The organism is Thermosipho sp. (in: thermotogales) (assembly GCF_020054775.1).
Lineage (GTDB): Bacteria > Thermotogota > Thermotogae > Thermotogales > Fervidobacteriaceae > Thermosipho > Thermosipho africanus.
The window spans coordinates 1-15,116 of the sequence record NZ_JAIHAP010000008.1; the positions used below are offsets into that span (position 1 = coordinate 1).

Genomic DNA, 15,116 nt, shown 5'->3' on the forward strand with positions numbered 1-15,116 from the left:
CTCTTGAGTTTGAGTTAAATAACTTTCAATAAAAAACTCTTCTTTTTTCGGAAAATTAATTTCAACTTCTTTATCTTCTTTGTTTCTTCTTAAAAACACCGGATCAATACTTTTCAATATTTCTAATGACTTTTCTTGAGCCTTTTCTGAGGTTGGATCTGAATTAATGACATTATACTTATTGTTAAAATCTTTCAATTTTCCTAGCAATCCAGGAGTTATTGCATCGATTATATTCCAAAGTTCATCAATACTGTTTTCTACAGGAGTTCCTGTCAAAGCTAAATGGAACTTAAATTTATAACCTTTAATTATTCTAGTAGTCTTAGAACGATAATTCTTATATCTTTGAGCTTCATCTGTTATAATCAAATTCCAATCTCTAATTAATAGTTTTTCATTTCTTAACAACTTTTCGTAATTAATAAGTACCAAATCTTTTGTGTTAAAATGTTTATAAATCTCTGGACTAAACCTTTCCAATTCTTTTCTCCAATTTTCAAGAAGAGAGTTTGGTACAACAATCATTACTGGAAATAACTCTTTTTCTTCCAAAAGCCATGTCATAAAAGCAATTGCTTGAGCTGTTTTACCCAATCCCATATCATCGGCAAGTAAAAAACCTCTAAAGCCCTCTAGATAAGCGGAAATAACTTTTTTAACGCCAATCTCTTGAAATTTTTTTAACTTTCCTTCAAAATACTTCAAATCTAATTTTTCTTCCTGTGTTTGTTTTTTTTCTTCTTTTTTAAACTTTGAATATTCTAATTTCTCAATATTCTCTTTTATTTCTAAATCGAAAAGCTTGCTCTTGGGCTCCTTATGTGGTTCAAAACTTTTTGTTTTTATTTCTTCAACTACTTCTTCTGGGAGTGTATCTAGCCTAATCCAGGAACCTTTATAAAATACAAAATTTTTATTTTCTTTCTTAGCATTTTCTATTTTTTCTTTTAATTCAGGAGTTAATTCTAGATTTTCAACTCCTCCATTAAGTAAATCATGAAAATGAATTATATTATAATTAAATAGTTCTTCCTTAGATATTGGTGAAACATTTTTACGTATGAGAATGTTAGAAGGTTGAAAAGTAAGGAATTTTATTCTATCAGAAAGTTTTTCAATAAATTCGTCTGAAAAAGAATGTAAATAATCTTCATGAAACTTCTCAATATTATTTTCATTTATAATTATCTTTTTACTTTTTGGATCTCTATATTTTTCTAAGATTAATAAATCTTTTTTTGTGCTTTCATCTATGTAGTAGACCTTTTTGTTTGTAACAAGTGAACCACTTAATACAAAACTTTCTTTTTTTGGAATGCCAAATATTGTATAATCTATAACTTCTCCATCAGATTCCTCATTAACTTTTAAATTATATTTATTAATAATTTCAATTTTCTTAGGTGCTATATACGAGATATTGTATTTTTTCTTCAATTGATTTAGTTTATTTATTTTTTCAACAATTTTCGAATTATTATAAAGAATAAATGAAAAAGCATCATAAACTTCGGAATTTAAAAATAAAATAACCCCTTTATTAGAATTTACTAAAAATCTTTCATTGATGACTAAATCAATTTCTTCATTATATTTAAATTTAATAGTTGAAGAGTCTATTTTATTAACGAATCGAAGTTTAACTGTTAAATTTTCATAGTCGGTTTTAAAGCCCAGTTTTTCTAAAATTGTAGGATCTTCTTGATAAAGCATATTCAGAAAATCATATGTTAAATTAAACTTATTGTTTCTTGTATTAAAAAACACATAGTAGAATTTTTTTAATCTTCTATCTCCTATTCCTAACTTTATCTCAATAAAATCTTTATGAATAACATACTTCATATACCTAGCTCCTTTAATCTATGATAAAATTTCGTTTTCCAAATTTTACCACTATGAGGTAGTCTTTCATAGCATTTATTTCTGTTTTTTAAATCATATAATCCATCAACTATTCCTTTTTTGTATATGTAAAGGGCATTTCCAACATCTTCAAATTCTACAATGTCATATTTATAAAAATACATAATAATGGCTTTGGTATTATTGTAGTTTTTCATTTTTACATTAATCATTTTGTTTGTATAGTTTCTCCAAAATTCCAATCTTTCATTATCTTTTTTAAAAAAATCTTCAATGTGTTCTTTTAAAATATATTTTTTTATCTTATTAATCACGTATAACGATAAACCTAATTTTGTTAAAAGTGAAGATACATATTCTGTATCGCTAAAATTGTAGGTTTCCCAACCATTTAGTTTGAAAATTAATTCTAAAAATCTTAGATTAAAATCATCAACTTCCAATACATGTCTTTCGAAAATTTCTAAAATTAATTTCTTATAATATTTATAATAATTAAAATCTTCCAAGAACTTTACATAACTTTTTATCAACTCACTATTTGAAGGATATTTATAAGCTTTGAAAGTTCTTTCTACAAAATTTTTTAGTTTTTTATTTTTTATCATCATATACTTTGAAATATCGTTTAAATCATTTACGTTTTTGATGTAATATATCAATTTTTTAATAGGATCATTTTCGTACATTTGTTTTAAATCATCATATAAACTTATAAGAAGATTTTTAAAATCATTATCTGTAAAAAAGGAATTTTGAAATTCATCTTCAATAATTTCTTTAAATTCAAATTTTTGATTACTAATAAATTCTAGAATCTTCGTTCTCAAATCATTTTCATTTTTATATAGTTTTAAAATGATTTTGTAATAATTCTTAGGGATTTTTTCTATCAAAGTGTCAATACTATCTTTTAAAAACATTTCTTTTAGTTTGTCATATTTTGATTTTTCAAATCTTGATTTGAATTTACTGTAAAAGTCATTAAATTCTTTCATAAATTTCCTCAAATTTTTTGGCTCTATTGTTAAATCATAATAATTGTTTTCTAAACTATTTTTGCTGTTTTGAAATAATTGTTCATTTAATATTTTTTCAAAATCTTCTGTAGTAAGCATATTATAATTAAAATTATAATACTCGCTTAATTTTTGGTATATTAGTTTAGAAATAAAATTCTTATTTTTATTTATGAATTCAAACCATGCTTTGTTTATATAAATAACTTCATATTTAGAATCAATTTTATACAAAACATTCAAAGACTTTTTAGATAACTTTTCGATTTCCTCATTTTTCAAAGTATCATTGATTCCTCTTATTTCTGAAAAAAACGGACTTAAAAATCTATAAGGAACATATAACAGTAATCTTTCACTTAAATTTTTTAATGTATTATCTTGATAATAGATTTCTTCAAATTTCTTTATTAATTCATTTTTAGAAATTTTAGTTGGGATGTTATAGTTATTATCTAAATAATCAACAATTTCATTGAACAAATCCCTGTTTTTTTCTTTTACAAGAATTGTCTTAAAAATTAACCAAGCATTTGCAATCATTCTTATAGATAAAGTTCTAAATTTTATTGTGGTATTTCCCTCAATAATTTCTTCAAGCAAAGCATAAAACCAAAAGTATTTATAACTCTTAGTTATAAATTTTTTATCTAGTAATTTATTTATAAATTCGATTGAAAAAAAATCATTTTTGTTAGAAATTAAGTTATTTTTATTTTCTATTTTTACCACCTCAATTATATTATATAACATTTGCACTTAAAATGAACTCAATGAAATGTTTATAAAAATAAAAAACTATTTAATATTTTGGTATAATTGTTAACAGGAGGTGTGATCTTTATGTTTCTTAGCTTTTTAAAAGGATTTTTTACTGTTTTATTAAATCCATTTACTGTTATTTACATGTTAATTGAATTTTTATTTTTTGCATACTATCTTTTTAAAAAAGGTTCATTGCAGAATTCTTTGAATCGAGAGGATAATGAACTAACTGAAGAAGAGATTATTTCTTTTACAAACTTTTGGCCTAGTTTCTTTATTACTTTAGGAATATTAGGAACTTTTATTGGTATTATCATAGGTATTATCAATCTGGATTTTGAAAATGAAAATTCATTAAAGAATAGTATTAATTCTTTACTTTCATCAATGGGAACTGCTTTTTTTTCATCAATTATTGGTGTAATTTTTTCAATTGCGGCACAAATAATAAACAAGCCAGTAGTAAAGGGTTTGTCAAAAATTACTAAAACAAATAAGGAAAAATTATTAGATGAAATTATAGGAATAAGAAATGATATTAAAGAATTTCTTGCCAATCCATTTGAAACTATCTCAGAAAAAGCAAATCAAACAGTTGAACAATATTCTAGTAGTTTTAATCAGCTTAATGAAACTTTAAATAACACTTTTGAGCAAAACATAAATAGATTTAGTAATATTGTTCATAATATTTCAGAAGAATTAAATAAACAATTTGATTCTATTAAACAGCAGAGTGAACTTATTGAAAAAAGGGAAAAAGTTATTCAAAATGAAAAAGAACTTCTTAAAGACTTTTCATTAATTATTGAAAAAAGTAGGGAAACTTTTAATGAAATTTTTGAAAAACAAAAGAATACTGTTGAAAAGTTAGAAAAAGTGGAGACACTAATCCAGAGTATTATTGAAAATAAAGCTGATCTAAATAGCTTAAATGAGAATGTTTTAGAAGTGATTAATAATTTTAAAAGATTCACGGATGAATTTAATTCTAACTTTAATGAATTTATTTCGAGTATTAATAGAGTTACTCAACAGATTCCAAACCAAATGTCTTTAAAATACAAAAATGCTTTTGAAGAAATGGAAAATTTTACTATAGAATTTTTCTCAAAATTTAAAGAGATTTCTGTTTACTTATATAATACAATTGATGATTTTGAAAAATCATTAGAGTATTTTAATTATTCTTTAAACAATATTAGAAATGATATAGAGTTTGCAATAAAAGATTTTAAAAATTCTTTGATACAATTATTGGAAGATTATTATAAAATTAGTAACAATATTAATGATGAAGAGGAGAAAAAAAATGAATAGGAAATTTAACCCTTGGATTTCATACTCAGATTTATTTTCTGCTTTACTTTTAATATTTGTATTACTATTATCACTGACATTGCTTCAATATACTTATGCGATACAAAACAAAGAAACGAGATTGAAAGAAATAATTGGTATAAAAGCGAAAATTGTTGAAGAATTAGTGAATACTTTTAAAGATTTAGATTTGGAAATTCAAGTTGATCCAAATTCTGGAGCAATAATAATTAATAATGACATCTTGTTTAATTATAATGACTACACTTTGTCAACCAAGGGTAAAAATATTTTATTAAAGGTTATTAAAACATATTTAAATGTTATACTTAAACCTGAATACGAAACATATATTGCAGAATTTTATTTAGAAGGAAATTCTGATCCTACTGGAACTTATGAATATAACATAGATCTTTCAATGAAAAGAGCCTTTGAAGTCTTTAAATATTTAAGAGAAAATTTAGATGAAATACCCTATCAGGAGTTGTTTTTCAAAAAATTAGTAGTTTCTGGAAAAGGATATAACAATCCGATTATAGAGAATGGAAAAATAAATTATACAAAAAGTCGAAGAGTAGAATTAAAATTTACATTGAAAGATCAAGAAATGATTAAAGAAATTTTAGAGATATTCCAAAATTAAATCTAACAAATTTTTTAAGACTAATTAGCAACAAAGTGTTTATAATAATTTATGAAATAAAAATTTAATTTTAAGGGGGGTTTTTATGGTTTTTAAAAAAACGACATTTAAATACGAAATAGCTGTCCCTTTTTTTGGTTTTATCCCAGATGAGATAATGCCTGTTTGGAATTTTTACACACAAAATTTCTATCTATCTTCATATATTTGCCCAGAATGTGGAAAATTAATGATGAAAACAGTTTTTCCAAATGATTATCCTTTTGAAACAAACGATGGAATTAAAAAAGTTCCAAGAATATTTACATGTGGTGATTGCAAAACTTTACATATACCTGCTCCAGGGTATAAGCTTTCAAGTAATAATGGATATTACTACAAAGCTAAAAGTGATGAAGAATTTGAAATAATAATTAAAAAGATTGATAAAAATGGTTCATTAATTGGTCGTCAAAATACACTATACAACGAGAACTAGTATTTAAAAAGTAATCAAAGAACTTGATAAAAAATATACAGCAAATATTAAATTTAAAATAAAGTGCTGTTATTAGAATGTACTCTTTCTTAAATACAAATATTTGTGTAATGATGTAATTTTTGAGAATATTCCTAAAAATAAAGGAATTCTTATTATTAAAAATAAACAAATTACTCTTTTTTTATTTAGTGTAATAAGTAATTTCTCAATATTAAGGTATCAATCCAACAATCACGGCAAATCTTTTTTTTGTCTTCTCTTTCCTATAGGAATAAAAATAATCTGTATTTCTATAAGTATCAATTAGTGATATTTCTATATTTCTAACTCCCATTTCATATATTTGATTTTCTGCTATTTTCCATAAATTGACAAAATATTTATCGTTACTTTCCATGATAAACATATCACCAAACTTTTTTGCAAAACTTTCTGCTACATCTTTGCCTACTTCAAAGCTTTCAGGCCCTATAGATGGTCCTATACTTACAAAAATATTTTCTGGATTGCTACCGAATTCATTCATCATCTTAATAATAAGATATTTCGGCATATCAATCAATGTCCCACGCCATCCTGAATGGGCAACACCTACAACATTTTTAATAGGATCATATGCAATTATTGGCATACAATCTGCATATTTGGTAACTAAAAATATTCCCTTTTCATCAGTAATGAGCCCATCTGTTTTACTAATTACATTTTCATAAAATTCACCTTTTAAGTTTTTACTAGTTACATATTCAACTTTGTTTTCATGAACTTGATTTGTAAAGATAAATTTGTTTAAATCTAGTCCTAAATTGTCTGAAAGTAAAATATAATGATCTTTAAAATTTTCATTATTAAAAGACATATCAAGCTCATCAAAATTAAATTGATTTTTATTTACTTTTCGTGTTGTAACTATATGAAATAATTTATTAAACTGACATAAAAGGCTTGATCTACAAAGAAAAAGTCCATTTATTTCTTTGCAAACATAATTTCCTATTTGCATGTTATTCCTCCCTTAAAGTAAAAATTTATTAACTAAAATATCTGCTATATCCCAAACTTTTATTAGTAATTTTTCATTCCTTTCAGTATTTGGGATTTCATTTTCTAGTTTATCTCTAAGTTTTTCCATATGTTTTTTCTTTTTATACATAAACGCCTATATGAGGTTCATTTGATTCTCTATCACTATTTTTGGCAAAAATTATTGAACCATCAACTGTTGCATTTTGCAATGCAACCATAGTATCACACATAAAAATTCCTCCAATTTATTCATTTTAAAATATAGTAGATAGAGCTATTATAAGCTGAGCTAAAAAATACGTACCTAATATAATTATCTCAGAATATTTTATTTTTCTTACAAACTTTTCAATAGCAATTAAAAAATCGGAGAAAACAAATAATCCACCTGCTAGTGGCAACATACATCTTAAATAATATATGTCTTTAAATGCAGGGGCAAATGTAAAGGAAAACATTATGCCAATGGCAACTGTATAGACTAAAATTGGGAGTTTAAAGTTTTCAGCTTTTTTAAATAATATAACAAAATAGAGAATTAACAAAATAGGAAGTATTATAAAAAATACTAAAATACTTGGAACACCAAATTTTATTAAAAAGGATAGTGAATAAAAGATATGACCAATTAGAAATGAAAACATTCCGTGTAAGAATTTATCTTCAAATTCTAAAAGAAAGTCTCCTATCATTCCAAAAAGCAGCCCAGTGACAATTAAGAATTCAGAACCTGAGGAGTTCAATAGTGCAATAAGAAATATTGTAAACGTTGTTAGCACTTTAAAAATGACCTTACTTTTTGGCATTTTCTTAATAAAAATTGTTAAAATAGCAAAAATAACAACTATTAAAGAAAAAGAAAACGTAGTAATAAGTTTTTTATTTTTATGCCAACTAAAAAATTGTTCAACATCACTTCTAGTTCCAACAAGAACAGTGGGATAATAAGTTATATAGCTTGTATTAGGAAGAGGTTTATTTGAAAACATATGATTCCAGGTAGAAACGTATATTAAAAATTTTTTTCCATCATTTTCAAAAGCATCAGTTGGTAATTCCTTATAATTATGCAAATTTTCTGTTTGAAAATATGATTGAGAGTTGCAATAATCATCTTCAAAAATTACTTTATCATCTAAAATAAAGAATGTTTCAATGTCATAAAATCTTCCCCATTTAAAAAAACGATATATATCATAGATAAAATCAATAAATGGATTAGGATGATCTTCATCCCAGAAAACTACAGTAACTTCAAGTTTATTTTGATGTTCAAATGTATAAATTTGATGAACCCCATTATTTTTATCAAAGATAGGTAATTTAATCTCAAACTGAATTGAAAAAAAGGTTGTTGTAATAATAACAAATAATATAAAAATGATCTTTTTCAATCTTTTAATCCCCCTTATCCCCGTACGTTAATTATATCAAATGCATTAAATTAAAAAAATTCCTCCTAATTAGGAGGAAGATTTCTTTTTCCTTTCAGAAACAACAAAAGTAATATAGTCGATTAAAAGTCCGACACCAATTCCAATTAATAATGAACCAACAAAATGAGAAGATGATTTAGTAAAAAATCCAATTCCTAACCCTAATAAGGTTGTAGCTCCAACAATTTCTCCCCTTTTCATAACCCGCCCCCTTGATATTATTAGTTAATTAAATTATAGCAAATTAATTTATTATAAGTCAATAAATTAGTTTTTGCTGTTTTAATGTTTTGTTTTCTGGATGATATTAAAAATCGTTGAACAAATATATATGTATATATTCATCAAATAATTGGCTTTATTTGCGTATTCCCCTATTTATTACTCTATTTATATATATCTACCTATCTCATTTTAAATCTCTAAGCAACTTCTAAGCTAACTTTAAGTACTTATTAAGTATTTAATAGTATCATTAATAACGTCAATCAAATCATTTGGAGGTGTTATTATGTTTAAAAAGTTTAGTGTTATCTTATTATCATTACTTGTTTTATCAGCAAGTATCTTTGCATATGGGCCTTGGAGTAATTCTAATCAACCAAACAACGTACCACAGAATTCTTCTATCCCACTCTTTCAAAATCTACCAAAAGATGCTAAGATTTCAGACATAACTTTCTCTGGTGTTATTAAAAAAATTAACTTAGTACCTGGTCAAGGCTCTGAAATTCTAATTGATGCTGATGGTGAGGAATACAAAGTTCATTCTGGACCTATTTGGCTTTTCAAAGATTATTTAGAAACTGGTAAAACTATCGAAGTTTCTGGAAAGTTAGTTACACTTCAAGATGAAACATTTGTTGTTTTAGAAAAGGCAGTAATTGATGGAAATGAATTTGTAGTTAGAGAGAATGGATTTCCAACATATGCAAAAAGAGGCAATAACCAAAGAGGTAATGTGAGTGAAAGAAATAACGTAGGTAGACCAACTCAAAATGGTAGGTCAAAAAGAGGCAATCAAAGGCAAGGTGGATACGAAAACAGACCTTGTAGACAAAGATAATAGTTTATCCCCTCTTTAACTAAAAAACCTCGCCAAAAATGGCGAGGTTTTACTTTGTTAATAATCTATATATTCTCACTTTTTTATCTTAACTCTTTCTAAAATTGGAGCTACAACAACAAATGAAAAACCTAAAACCTTTAAAATATTGAACATTTCATCAAAAAATATAAATGATAAAATACTTGCAAATACAATTTCAAGGGGCATTATTAAAGATAAAGTTGTCGAATTAATCTTTCTTAATGAAAAATAATTTAGAGTTAAAGGAATTAATGTAGAAAATACTGCAAGTAGTAAGCCGTAAATGTAATAATCTGGTTTTATGGTATATAATTCTTTATTTGCAATTGAGATTATAAAATACAAAATTGTTACTCCCAAAAATGTATAAAAACTGCTTTCAAATGGACTTAATTGTAGTTTTTTTATTTTATCCCCAACTAATGTAATAAACAATGCGTTAAAAATTGCTGCAAGGATAACTAATAAGCTTCCAAATACTAAATTTTCGGATCCACCTATACTTTTTTCTGCTAAATTTGATAATATTATCCCAGTAAAAGATAAAACTACAGCGAATAAATTAAATACACTGAAATTACCTTTATATATTAGTTTCTGAAATATTAATACAAATATTGGATTTGAGAAAAACAAAACTGTGGCATATGCCGGATTCAGAAATCTTAACCCATAAAAGAAAAGATAAGCTGCAATTCCATAATTAACGATTCCAAAAATCCCAAAAAACAGTAAATATTTAATGTTAATTTTCTTTTTTAATAAAACAAAAAACAGTCCTGAAATAATGAGTGAAAAAAAGAATCTTAAAAACAATATCTGAAGCGCAGATGCTCCTACATTTAATGATAACTTACCAAAAATAGAAGTTACTGATGATGAAAAAGCAGACATTATTGCTGTAATATAATGCATAATTATTCCTCCACAATTTCATAATTTTCTAATTTTCCACTAATTTATTTTACCATTTATATATAACACAAATCTTAAATTTTTCAAGATTCATAATTGCTAAATTTTACATTTAGGTATATTATTTTATTAGAAATAGCTTTAAAGGGGGAATTAAATGATATACGAATATGATAATACAATTCCATTTAATCTTGAGATTGAAAATTATACAAATTACACTTTATTAAAGTTTGATACAGTTTACGAGCCAGACATTCCTGAATCAAAAAAAATCTATGTGTACAAATATAATTCAGAAAACCCATGGGGAAGATTAATATTTTTACATGGTATTGGAAATGGTCATATACCATATTTAATGTGGTTTGCTGAAAAGTTTTCAAAAATGGGACTTGAAACATACTTTTTAATTCATCCATATCATAAAGAGAGGGCAAAACCTAATTGGAAAGGCGGAGAACCATTTTATCATCATTCACCAGCACACTGTGTTGTAAGATTCCACCAAGCAGTTAAAGATGTTAGAAGAACAATTGATTTAATTGAAGAGATAGAAAATAAATTACCTATTGGTATAATGGGCTTTAGCTTTGGTGGAATGATAGCTACTATAAGTATGGCTTTAGATAAAAGAATAAAAGCTGGTGTCTTAAGTTTTACAGGTGCTGATTGGCGATGGATAAATTGGTACTCGCCATATTTAGAACCAGTAAGAGAAGGATACAAAAAGTATAGCAATGAATGGGGATGTAAAGATGAAACCAAATGTGTAAAATTAAGAGAAGAAAGTTTCAACAAATTAAATGAATTAAAAAATATAAATGAAATTTTTTCTTTAAAGCCTGGATGCTTTCACTACGATCCAATATCATACGCTAAATTTGTAGACCAGCCAGTTTTATTTTTTAAAGGGATGTTTGACAAGATAATGCCTAAAAATGCATCAAATAATCTATACAATAAATTACAACATGCTAGAAAAGTTACAATACCTTCTGGTCATAAATCATCCTACTTTTTTAGAAGAGTAATTGCAAGAAAAAGCTTACATTTTTTCAAAAACACATTGAATAAAAAGTTATAATATATATTTTATTGCTGAGATTACAATCATCAAAAACACAAATATTCTAACAAATTTGGCACCTGTTTTTAGTGCTGTTTTTGTGCCTAAATTAGCACCTATCATTGTTCCTGCTGCAAGAACAAGACCTTTTAATATATCAACTTTCCCATTTAATAAAAAAATAAGAAATGAAAATACAGTATAATTTAAAACAACAAATACTTTTAAAGCATTAGTTTTAATAATATTATTTCCTTCAACCAATACTAATCCTAGAATTAGAAAAAATCCTACACCAGCTTGAATAAAGCCGCCATAAAATCCTATTGCAAAAAATACTATAAAAGTGATTAGATAATTTCTTTTCACTTTTTTTCCCTCTTCCCATAGTTTTGGTTTATACAATATAAAAAAGCTCATAAACAAAAAAATAGTACCAATAATCTTTTCAAGAAGTTCTTTGTTTAAATTTAAGACAGTAAAAGTACCAAAGATTGCACCAATAGTTGCAGGCAAAGCAATTGAAAATCCCTCTTTTAACGTAAAAAGTCTATGTTTTTTAAAATTTTTTGTTGCAATTATGTTTTGAAGTAAAATACCTACCCTGTTAGTACCATTTGCTACAGAAATATCAAGTCCAAGCAGTGTTAATACAGGTAGTGTAAGCATTGATCCACCACCAGCAAGAACATTTATAAAACCTGCTGCAATTCCCGCAAAAAAGAGAAATAAGTATAACAGTATTGCCATTTTTTAGCCTCCTGCTTTTATTTTTATATATTATACTATATTTTTTGGATGATATAAAATATCGTTGAACAAATATATGTGATAATATTTTTTATATTTAATCTTACATATAAATATATCTACACAAACTACTTTATAAAAACAAAAAAGCCAAGCAATTGCTTGGCAGGTTTTCTTGTTGACAAAATTATTCAATCATCAAACAGTTTTAATTGATCCTTCATAGCTTTTTCCTTTCTTGATTTAAACCTTTTTATAACAGATACAAATGTTTTTGAATTTTCATCCAGTACTAAATCATCAAATATTGATGATTCCTCTAAATCAACAAAAATAAATTCACCATTAACATATTCAGGAACATTTACAATATATTTTTGACCATATCCTTTCTTATTTTTTCTGGCAATTGGTACAATTGCATTTAATCTTTGCAAAAGCCTCATCGAAAGCTCAATAGTTCCATATTTAACACCGAAATAATCTGCTAAATCTCTATATGAAATCCATGGAGTCACCTTTTTACCAACTGCAATCGACATAGAATAAAGATATAAATACGCTCTACCAGCATTTGCTGGCCTTGCTTTCATTACAAATTGCATAACTGGCATTGGAACGATAACAAATCTAGATTTTACTACCAATTTCTCACTCCTTCTTTACCATGCAATATAAGTTACCTTATATTGCATTCTTTGAATATTCACTCACCTAAATAAACAACTATTTCTTCATTAAAACTTCCTGGCTCTGGAAACTGTTTTTTTACATACAACCCTTTTCCGACAAATTTTATTTTAAAATATTTTTCTAAAGCAAATACTTGCCTAATATTCCATCCTACAACATTAGGAACCAAACCAGGTGTTACATAAATCATTCTATTATCTTTTGAATAATATTCCTTTAGTTTTAAAACTACTTGTTTAAATATTGGAGCTGCCACATAACTAGAAAGTGAATATCCTTCAGGATTTGTAACCCAAACTAAAGCAGTATAATCTATGTTATTTAAAGAAAAATTACCTTCAAATGTCATAATATAACTCCCTTCTTTACCAGGAATTTCACTCGTACCGGTCTTACCATAAATATCCATTCCAGGAATTTTTGCAAAAATTCCTGTACCATTTTCTACAACTTCTTTCAAAAATTTTTTCATCTTATTAGCTGTATTAGTAGACATTACTCTGTATTTTTTAGGAATACCATTTTCAATTAATGTTGGTTTTATTAATATACCATCATTAAAAATACTATTAAATGCTGTTATTAATTGTAATGGAGTTACTCCAATTGAATATCCTATTGGTAAATATGCCCATTCAATTTTTGACCATTTATCTGGAGAATTTAAAACTCCCTCAATTTCATTCGGTAGCTCAATACCAGTTTGTTCACCAAAACCAAAAGTTTTAAAAATATTATATAAAGTTTCATAATTGTATTCTTCGATTATTTTTTTAGAAGTTGAAACTGCGGCAACATTACATGACTCTGAAATTGCTTCTTTCAAATCTATCAAACCATGAGGGTGGATATCATTAATCTTTATATCTAACTCACTATCTGGATAAATATAACCTTTGCAAACAAATGTTGAATCCTCAGTAATAACACCAAGATCTAGTGCAGCTGAATAAAACATTGGTTTCATTGCTGAACCTGGTTCAATGTATCCCATAAAATAATCAGGCCAATTATTTGTCGTTACTAAAGCTCTTATTTTTCCAGTCTTTGTTTCCATTAAAATTATTCCTACATTTTCTGCATGATAATTAATTTTTGAATCAAATGCTATTTCATACAATATTTTTTGTATATTCGTGTCTATTGATAAAACAATTGATTCACCATTAATTGGTGGAATATATTGAATTATTGATGCTTCTTTTGTAACACCACCTGAAACTTTTAAATTAATCTCACCATCTTGCTTCTTTGATAATTTCTCATTAAAAGACTTTTCTACACCGTTTACACCGTTGCCGTCTCTGACTATTCCTATTATCTGTTCTAACCCAAAATTTTCCAATCGCAGTCTTTTTTCATTTATACTAATATTAACAAACTTTCTTAATTCAACAGGTATTTTTTGTTTCAATACATTTATATCAAAAGATTCTCCTAATTTAACAAATCTTTTATTAAAGTCTATTTTCACATTAAATCGACTTTCAAGAAGCTTTATATCTAAATCATAAGAAGGATTATACAGTCTTTTAAAAAAATCAACATCAAAATATGCAACATAGAACGGAAGACTAGTTGCAAGAAGTTGGTTATTACAACCATAAATTTTACCTCTCAATGAAGGTATTTTTTCATAAACTATAGTGTTTTCTTCAATCTTATTAACCTCAAAAAGTTTAACTATCTCAATAAAAATTAAAATAACAAATATAAAATACAAGAATATTACTCGCGGATTTTTCATATAATTATCTTATGTTTTCAAGTCCAATTGTAAGAGATTCAATCGATTTATTGAGGTTAATTAATTTAGTGTTTAACTCAACTAATTCTCTCTGATATGCTTCTTTTTGAGTTTGGATTTCTACATTAAGGGTGGAAAAATGAACAACAACATAAACCATCGTAAAAATAAGCAATGCTGGGATAGCTACTAGAAAAAACTTTTTTAAAAGTTCTAATACGGATAACTTTGATAACTTTTCTACTCTGCTCCGCTTCGCTTGAACACTAATTGCCATAAAAATCCCTCCC

The 15,116-nt window shown here is 25.8% G+C and carries 16 protein-coding genes; 5 read left to right on the top strand and 11 right to left on the bottom strand.

Translation table 11 applies throughout. The features are described 5' to 3' along the window. Window positions 1–1,848 (bottom strand): SNF2-related protein (locus JG780_RS02765; protein ID WP_287569139.1); only part of this gene is annotated, 1,848 nt, incomplete at its 3' end. After that, window positions 1,845–3,641 (bottom strand): hypothetical protein, encoded by a 1,797-nt coding sequence (locus JG780_RS02770; protein WP_158301505.1) that lies wholly within the window; start codon window positions 3,639–3,641, stop codon window positions 1,845–1,847. The genes JG780_RS02765 and JG780_RS02770, both read right to left, overlap by 4 nt. A gap of 90 nt (window positions 3,642–3,731) precedes the next feature. Between JG780_RS02770 and zorA the strand changes: the two genes are divergently transcribed. From zorA to JG780_RS02785, 3 genes are all read left to right on the top strand, one after another. Then, window positions 3,732–4,973: an anti-phage ZorAB system protein ZorA gene (gene zorA / locus JG780_RS02775; RefSeq protein WP_012579290.1), complete on the top strand. Its 1,242-nt coding sequence runs from the start codon at window positions 3,732–3,734 to the stop codon at window positions 4,971–4,973. Further along, entirely contained in the window at window positions 4,966–5,619 is a 654-nt protein-coding gene (locus tag JG780_RS02780) for an OmpA family protein (protein ID WP_012579291.1), read from the top strand. Before zorA ends, JG780_RS02780 begins: the two co-directional genes overlap by 8 nt. 85 nt (window positions 5,620–5,704) lie before the next feature. After that, complete coding sequence (locus tag JG780_RS02785; protein WP_287569140.1) at window positions 5,705–6,097, top strand: hypothetical protein; 393 nt, start codon at window positions 5,705–5,707, stop codon at window positions 6,095–6,097. Between the two features lie 214 nt (window positions 6,098–6,311). Here JG780_RS02785 and pgeF read toward each other — a convergent pair whose 3' ends face one another. The 4 genes from pgeF to JG780_RS02805 all read right to left on the bottom strand — a co-directional run bounded on the left by pgeF (window position 6,312) and on the right by JG780_RS02805 (window position 8,763). After that, a complete protein-coding gene (pgeF, locus tag JG780_RS02790; protein WP_287569141.1) occupies window positions 6,312–7,103 on the bottom strand; it encodes a peptidoglycan editing factor PgeF in 792 nt (263 codons plus the stop codon). Between the two features lie 12 nt (window positions 7,104–7,115). Next, the gene (locus JG780_RS02795; RefSeq protein ID WP_004103133.1) at window positions 7,116–7,253 is read right to left on the bottom strand and encodes a hypothetical protein; all 138 of its coding nucleotides are present in this window, start codon (window positions 7,251–7,253) and stop codon (window positions 7,116–7,118) included. A 127-nt stretch (window positions 7,254–7,380) separates the two neighbouring features. Beyond that, the gene (locus JG780_RS02800) at window positions 7,381–8,520 is read right to left on the bottom strand and encodes a lysoplasmalogenase (protein WP_287569142.1); all 1,140 of its coding nucleotides are present in this window, start codon (window positions 8,518–8,520) and stop codon (window positions 7,381–7,383) included. A 69-nt stretch (window positions 8,521–8,589) separates the two neighbouring features. After that, a complete protein-coding gene (locus JG780_RS02805) occupies window positions 8,590–8,763 on the bottom strand; it encodes a hypothetical protein (RefSeq protein ID WP_004103113.1) in 174 nt (57 codons plus the stop codon). A gap of 310 nt (window positions 8,764–9,073) precedes the next feature. On the opposite strand from JG780_RS02805, the gene JG780_RS02810 reads away from it, so the two are divergent. Next, a complete protein-coding gene (locus JG780_RS02810) occupies window positions 9,074–9,628 on the top strand; it encodes a hypothetical protein (protein ID WP_004103111.1) in 555 nt (184 codons plus the stop codon). Between the two features lie 75 nt (window positions 9,629–9,703). Here JG780_RS02810 and JG780_RS02815 read toward each other — a convergent pair whose 3' ends face one another. Next, window positions 9,704–10,567 carry an EamA family transporter gene (locus JG780_RS02815; RefSeq protein WP_004103109.1) on the bottom strand — a complete coding sequence of 288 codons (864 nt, stop codon included), beginning with the start codon at window positions 10,565–10,567 and terminating at the stop codon, window positions 9,704–9,706. A gap of 157 nt (window positions 10,568–10,724) precedes the next feature. Here JG780_RS02815 and JG780_RS02820 point away from each other — a divergent pair, with 157 nt between their 5' ends. Beyond that, window positions 10,725–11,654 (top strand): serine aminopeptidase domain-containing protein, encoded by a 930-nt coding sequence (locus JG780_RS02820; RefSeq protein ID WP_287569144.1) that lies wholly within the window; start codon window positions 10,725–10,727, stop codon window positions 11,652–11,654. Here JG780_RS02820 and JG780_RS02825 read toward each other — a convergent pair. The 4 genes from JG780_RS02825 to JG780_RS02840 all read right to left on the bottom strand — a co-directional run bounded on the left by JG780_RS02825 (window position 11,649) and on the right by JG780_RS02840 (window position 15,103). Further along, window positions 11,649–12,386 carry a sulfite exporter TauE/SafE family protein gene (locus JG780_RS02825; protein WP_287569145.1) on the bottom strand — a complete coding sequence of 246 codons (738 nt, stop codon included), beginning with the start codon at window positions 12,384–12,386 and terminating at the stop codon, window positions 11,649–11,651. The genes JG780_RS02820 and JG780_RS02825 overlap by 6 nt on opposite strands. Window positions 12,387–12,577: 191 nt before the next feature. After that, window positions 12,578–13,033 carry a hypothetical protein gene (locus JG780_RS02830; protein ID WP_004103107.1) on the bottom strand — a complete coding sequence of 152 codons (456 nt, stop codon included), beginning with the start codon at window positions 13,031–13,033 and terminating at the stop codon, window positions 12,578–12,580. 59 nt (window positions 13,034–13,092) lie between these two features. After that, window positions 13,093–14,826: a penicillin-binding transpeptidase domain-containing protein gene (locus tag JG780_RS02835; RefSeq protein ID WP_287569146.1), complete on the bottom strand. Its 1,734-nt coding sequence runs from the start codon at window positions 14,824–14,826 to the stop codon at window positions 13,093–13,095. Between the two features lie 4 nt (window positions 14,827–14,830). Continuing rightward, entirely contained in the window at window positions 14,831–15,103 is a 273-nt protein-coding gene (locus JG780_RS02840) for a hypothetical protein (RefSeq protein ID WP_004103332.1), read from the bottom strand. Window positions 15,104–15,116: the final 13 nt, after the last annotated feature.

Excerpts from the sequence above, each read along its gene's own strand:
- JG780_RS02795 (WP_004103133.1), bottom strand. The coding sequence starts at position 7,253 with ATGTATAAAAAGAAAAAACATATGGAAAAACTTAGAGATAAACTAGAA.
- JG780_RS02810 (WP_004103111.1), top strand. The coding sequence starts at position 9,074 with ATGTTTAAAAAGTTTAGTGTTATCTTATTATCATTACTTGTTTTATCA.
- JG780_RS02820 (WP_287569144.1), top strand. The coding sequence starts at position 10,725 with ATGATATACGAATATGATAATACAATTCCATTTAATCTTGAGATTGAA.
- JG780_RS02780 (WP_012579291.1), top strand. The coding sequence starts at position 4,966 with ATGAATAGGAAATTTAACCCTTGGATTTCATACTCAGATTTATTTTCT.
- JG780_RS02815 (WP_004103109.1), bottom strand. The coding sequence starts at position 10,567 with ATGCATTATATTACAGCAATAATGTCTGCTTTTTCATCATCAGTAACT.
- pgeF (WP_287569141.1), bottom strand. The coding sequence starts at position 7,103 with ATGCAAATAGGAAATTATGTTTGCAAAGAAATAAATGGACTTTTTCTT.
- JG780_RS02785 (WP_287569140.1), top strand. The coding sequence starts at position 5,705 with ATGGTTTTTAAAAAAACGACATTTAAATACGAAATAGCTGTCCCTTTT.
- zorA (WP_012579290.1), top strand. The coding sequence starts at position 3,732 with ATGTTTCTTAGCTTTTTAAAAGGATTTTTTACTGTTTTATTAAATCCA.
- JG780_RS02840 (WP_004103332.1), bottom strand. The coding sequence starts at position 15,103 with ATGGCAATTAGTGTTCAAGCGAAGCGGAGCAGAGTAGAAAAGTTATCA.
- JG780_RS02805 (WP_004103113.1), bottom strand. The coding sequence starts at position 8,763 with ATGAAAAGGGGAGAAATTGTTGGAGCTACAACCTTATTAGGGTTAGGA.
- JG780_RS02770 (WP_158301505.1), bottom strand. The coding sequence starts at position 3,641 with ATGTTATATAATATAATTGAGGTGGTAAAAATAGAAAATAAAAATAAC.
- JG780_RS02825 (WP_287569145.1), bottom strand. The coding sequence starts at position 12,386 with ATGGCAATACTGTTATACTTATTTCTCTTTTTTGCGGGAATTGCAGCA.
- JG780_RS02835 (WP_287569146.1), bottom strand. The coding sequence starts at position 14,826 with ATGAAAAATCCGCGAGTAATATTCTTGTATTTTATATTTGTTATTTTA.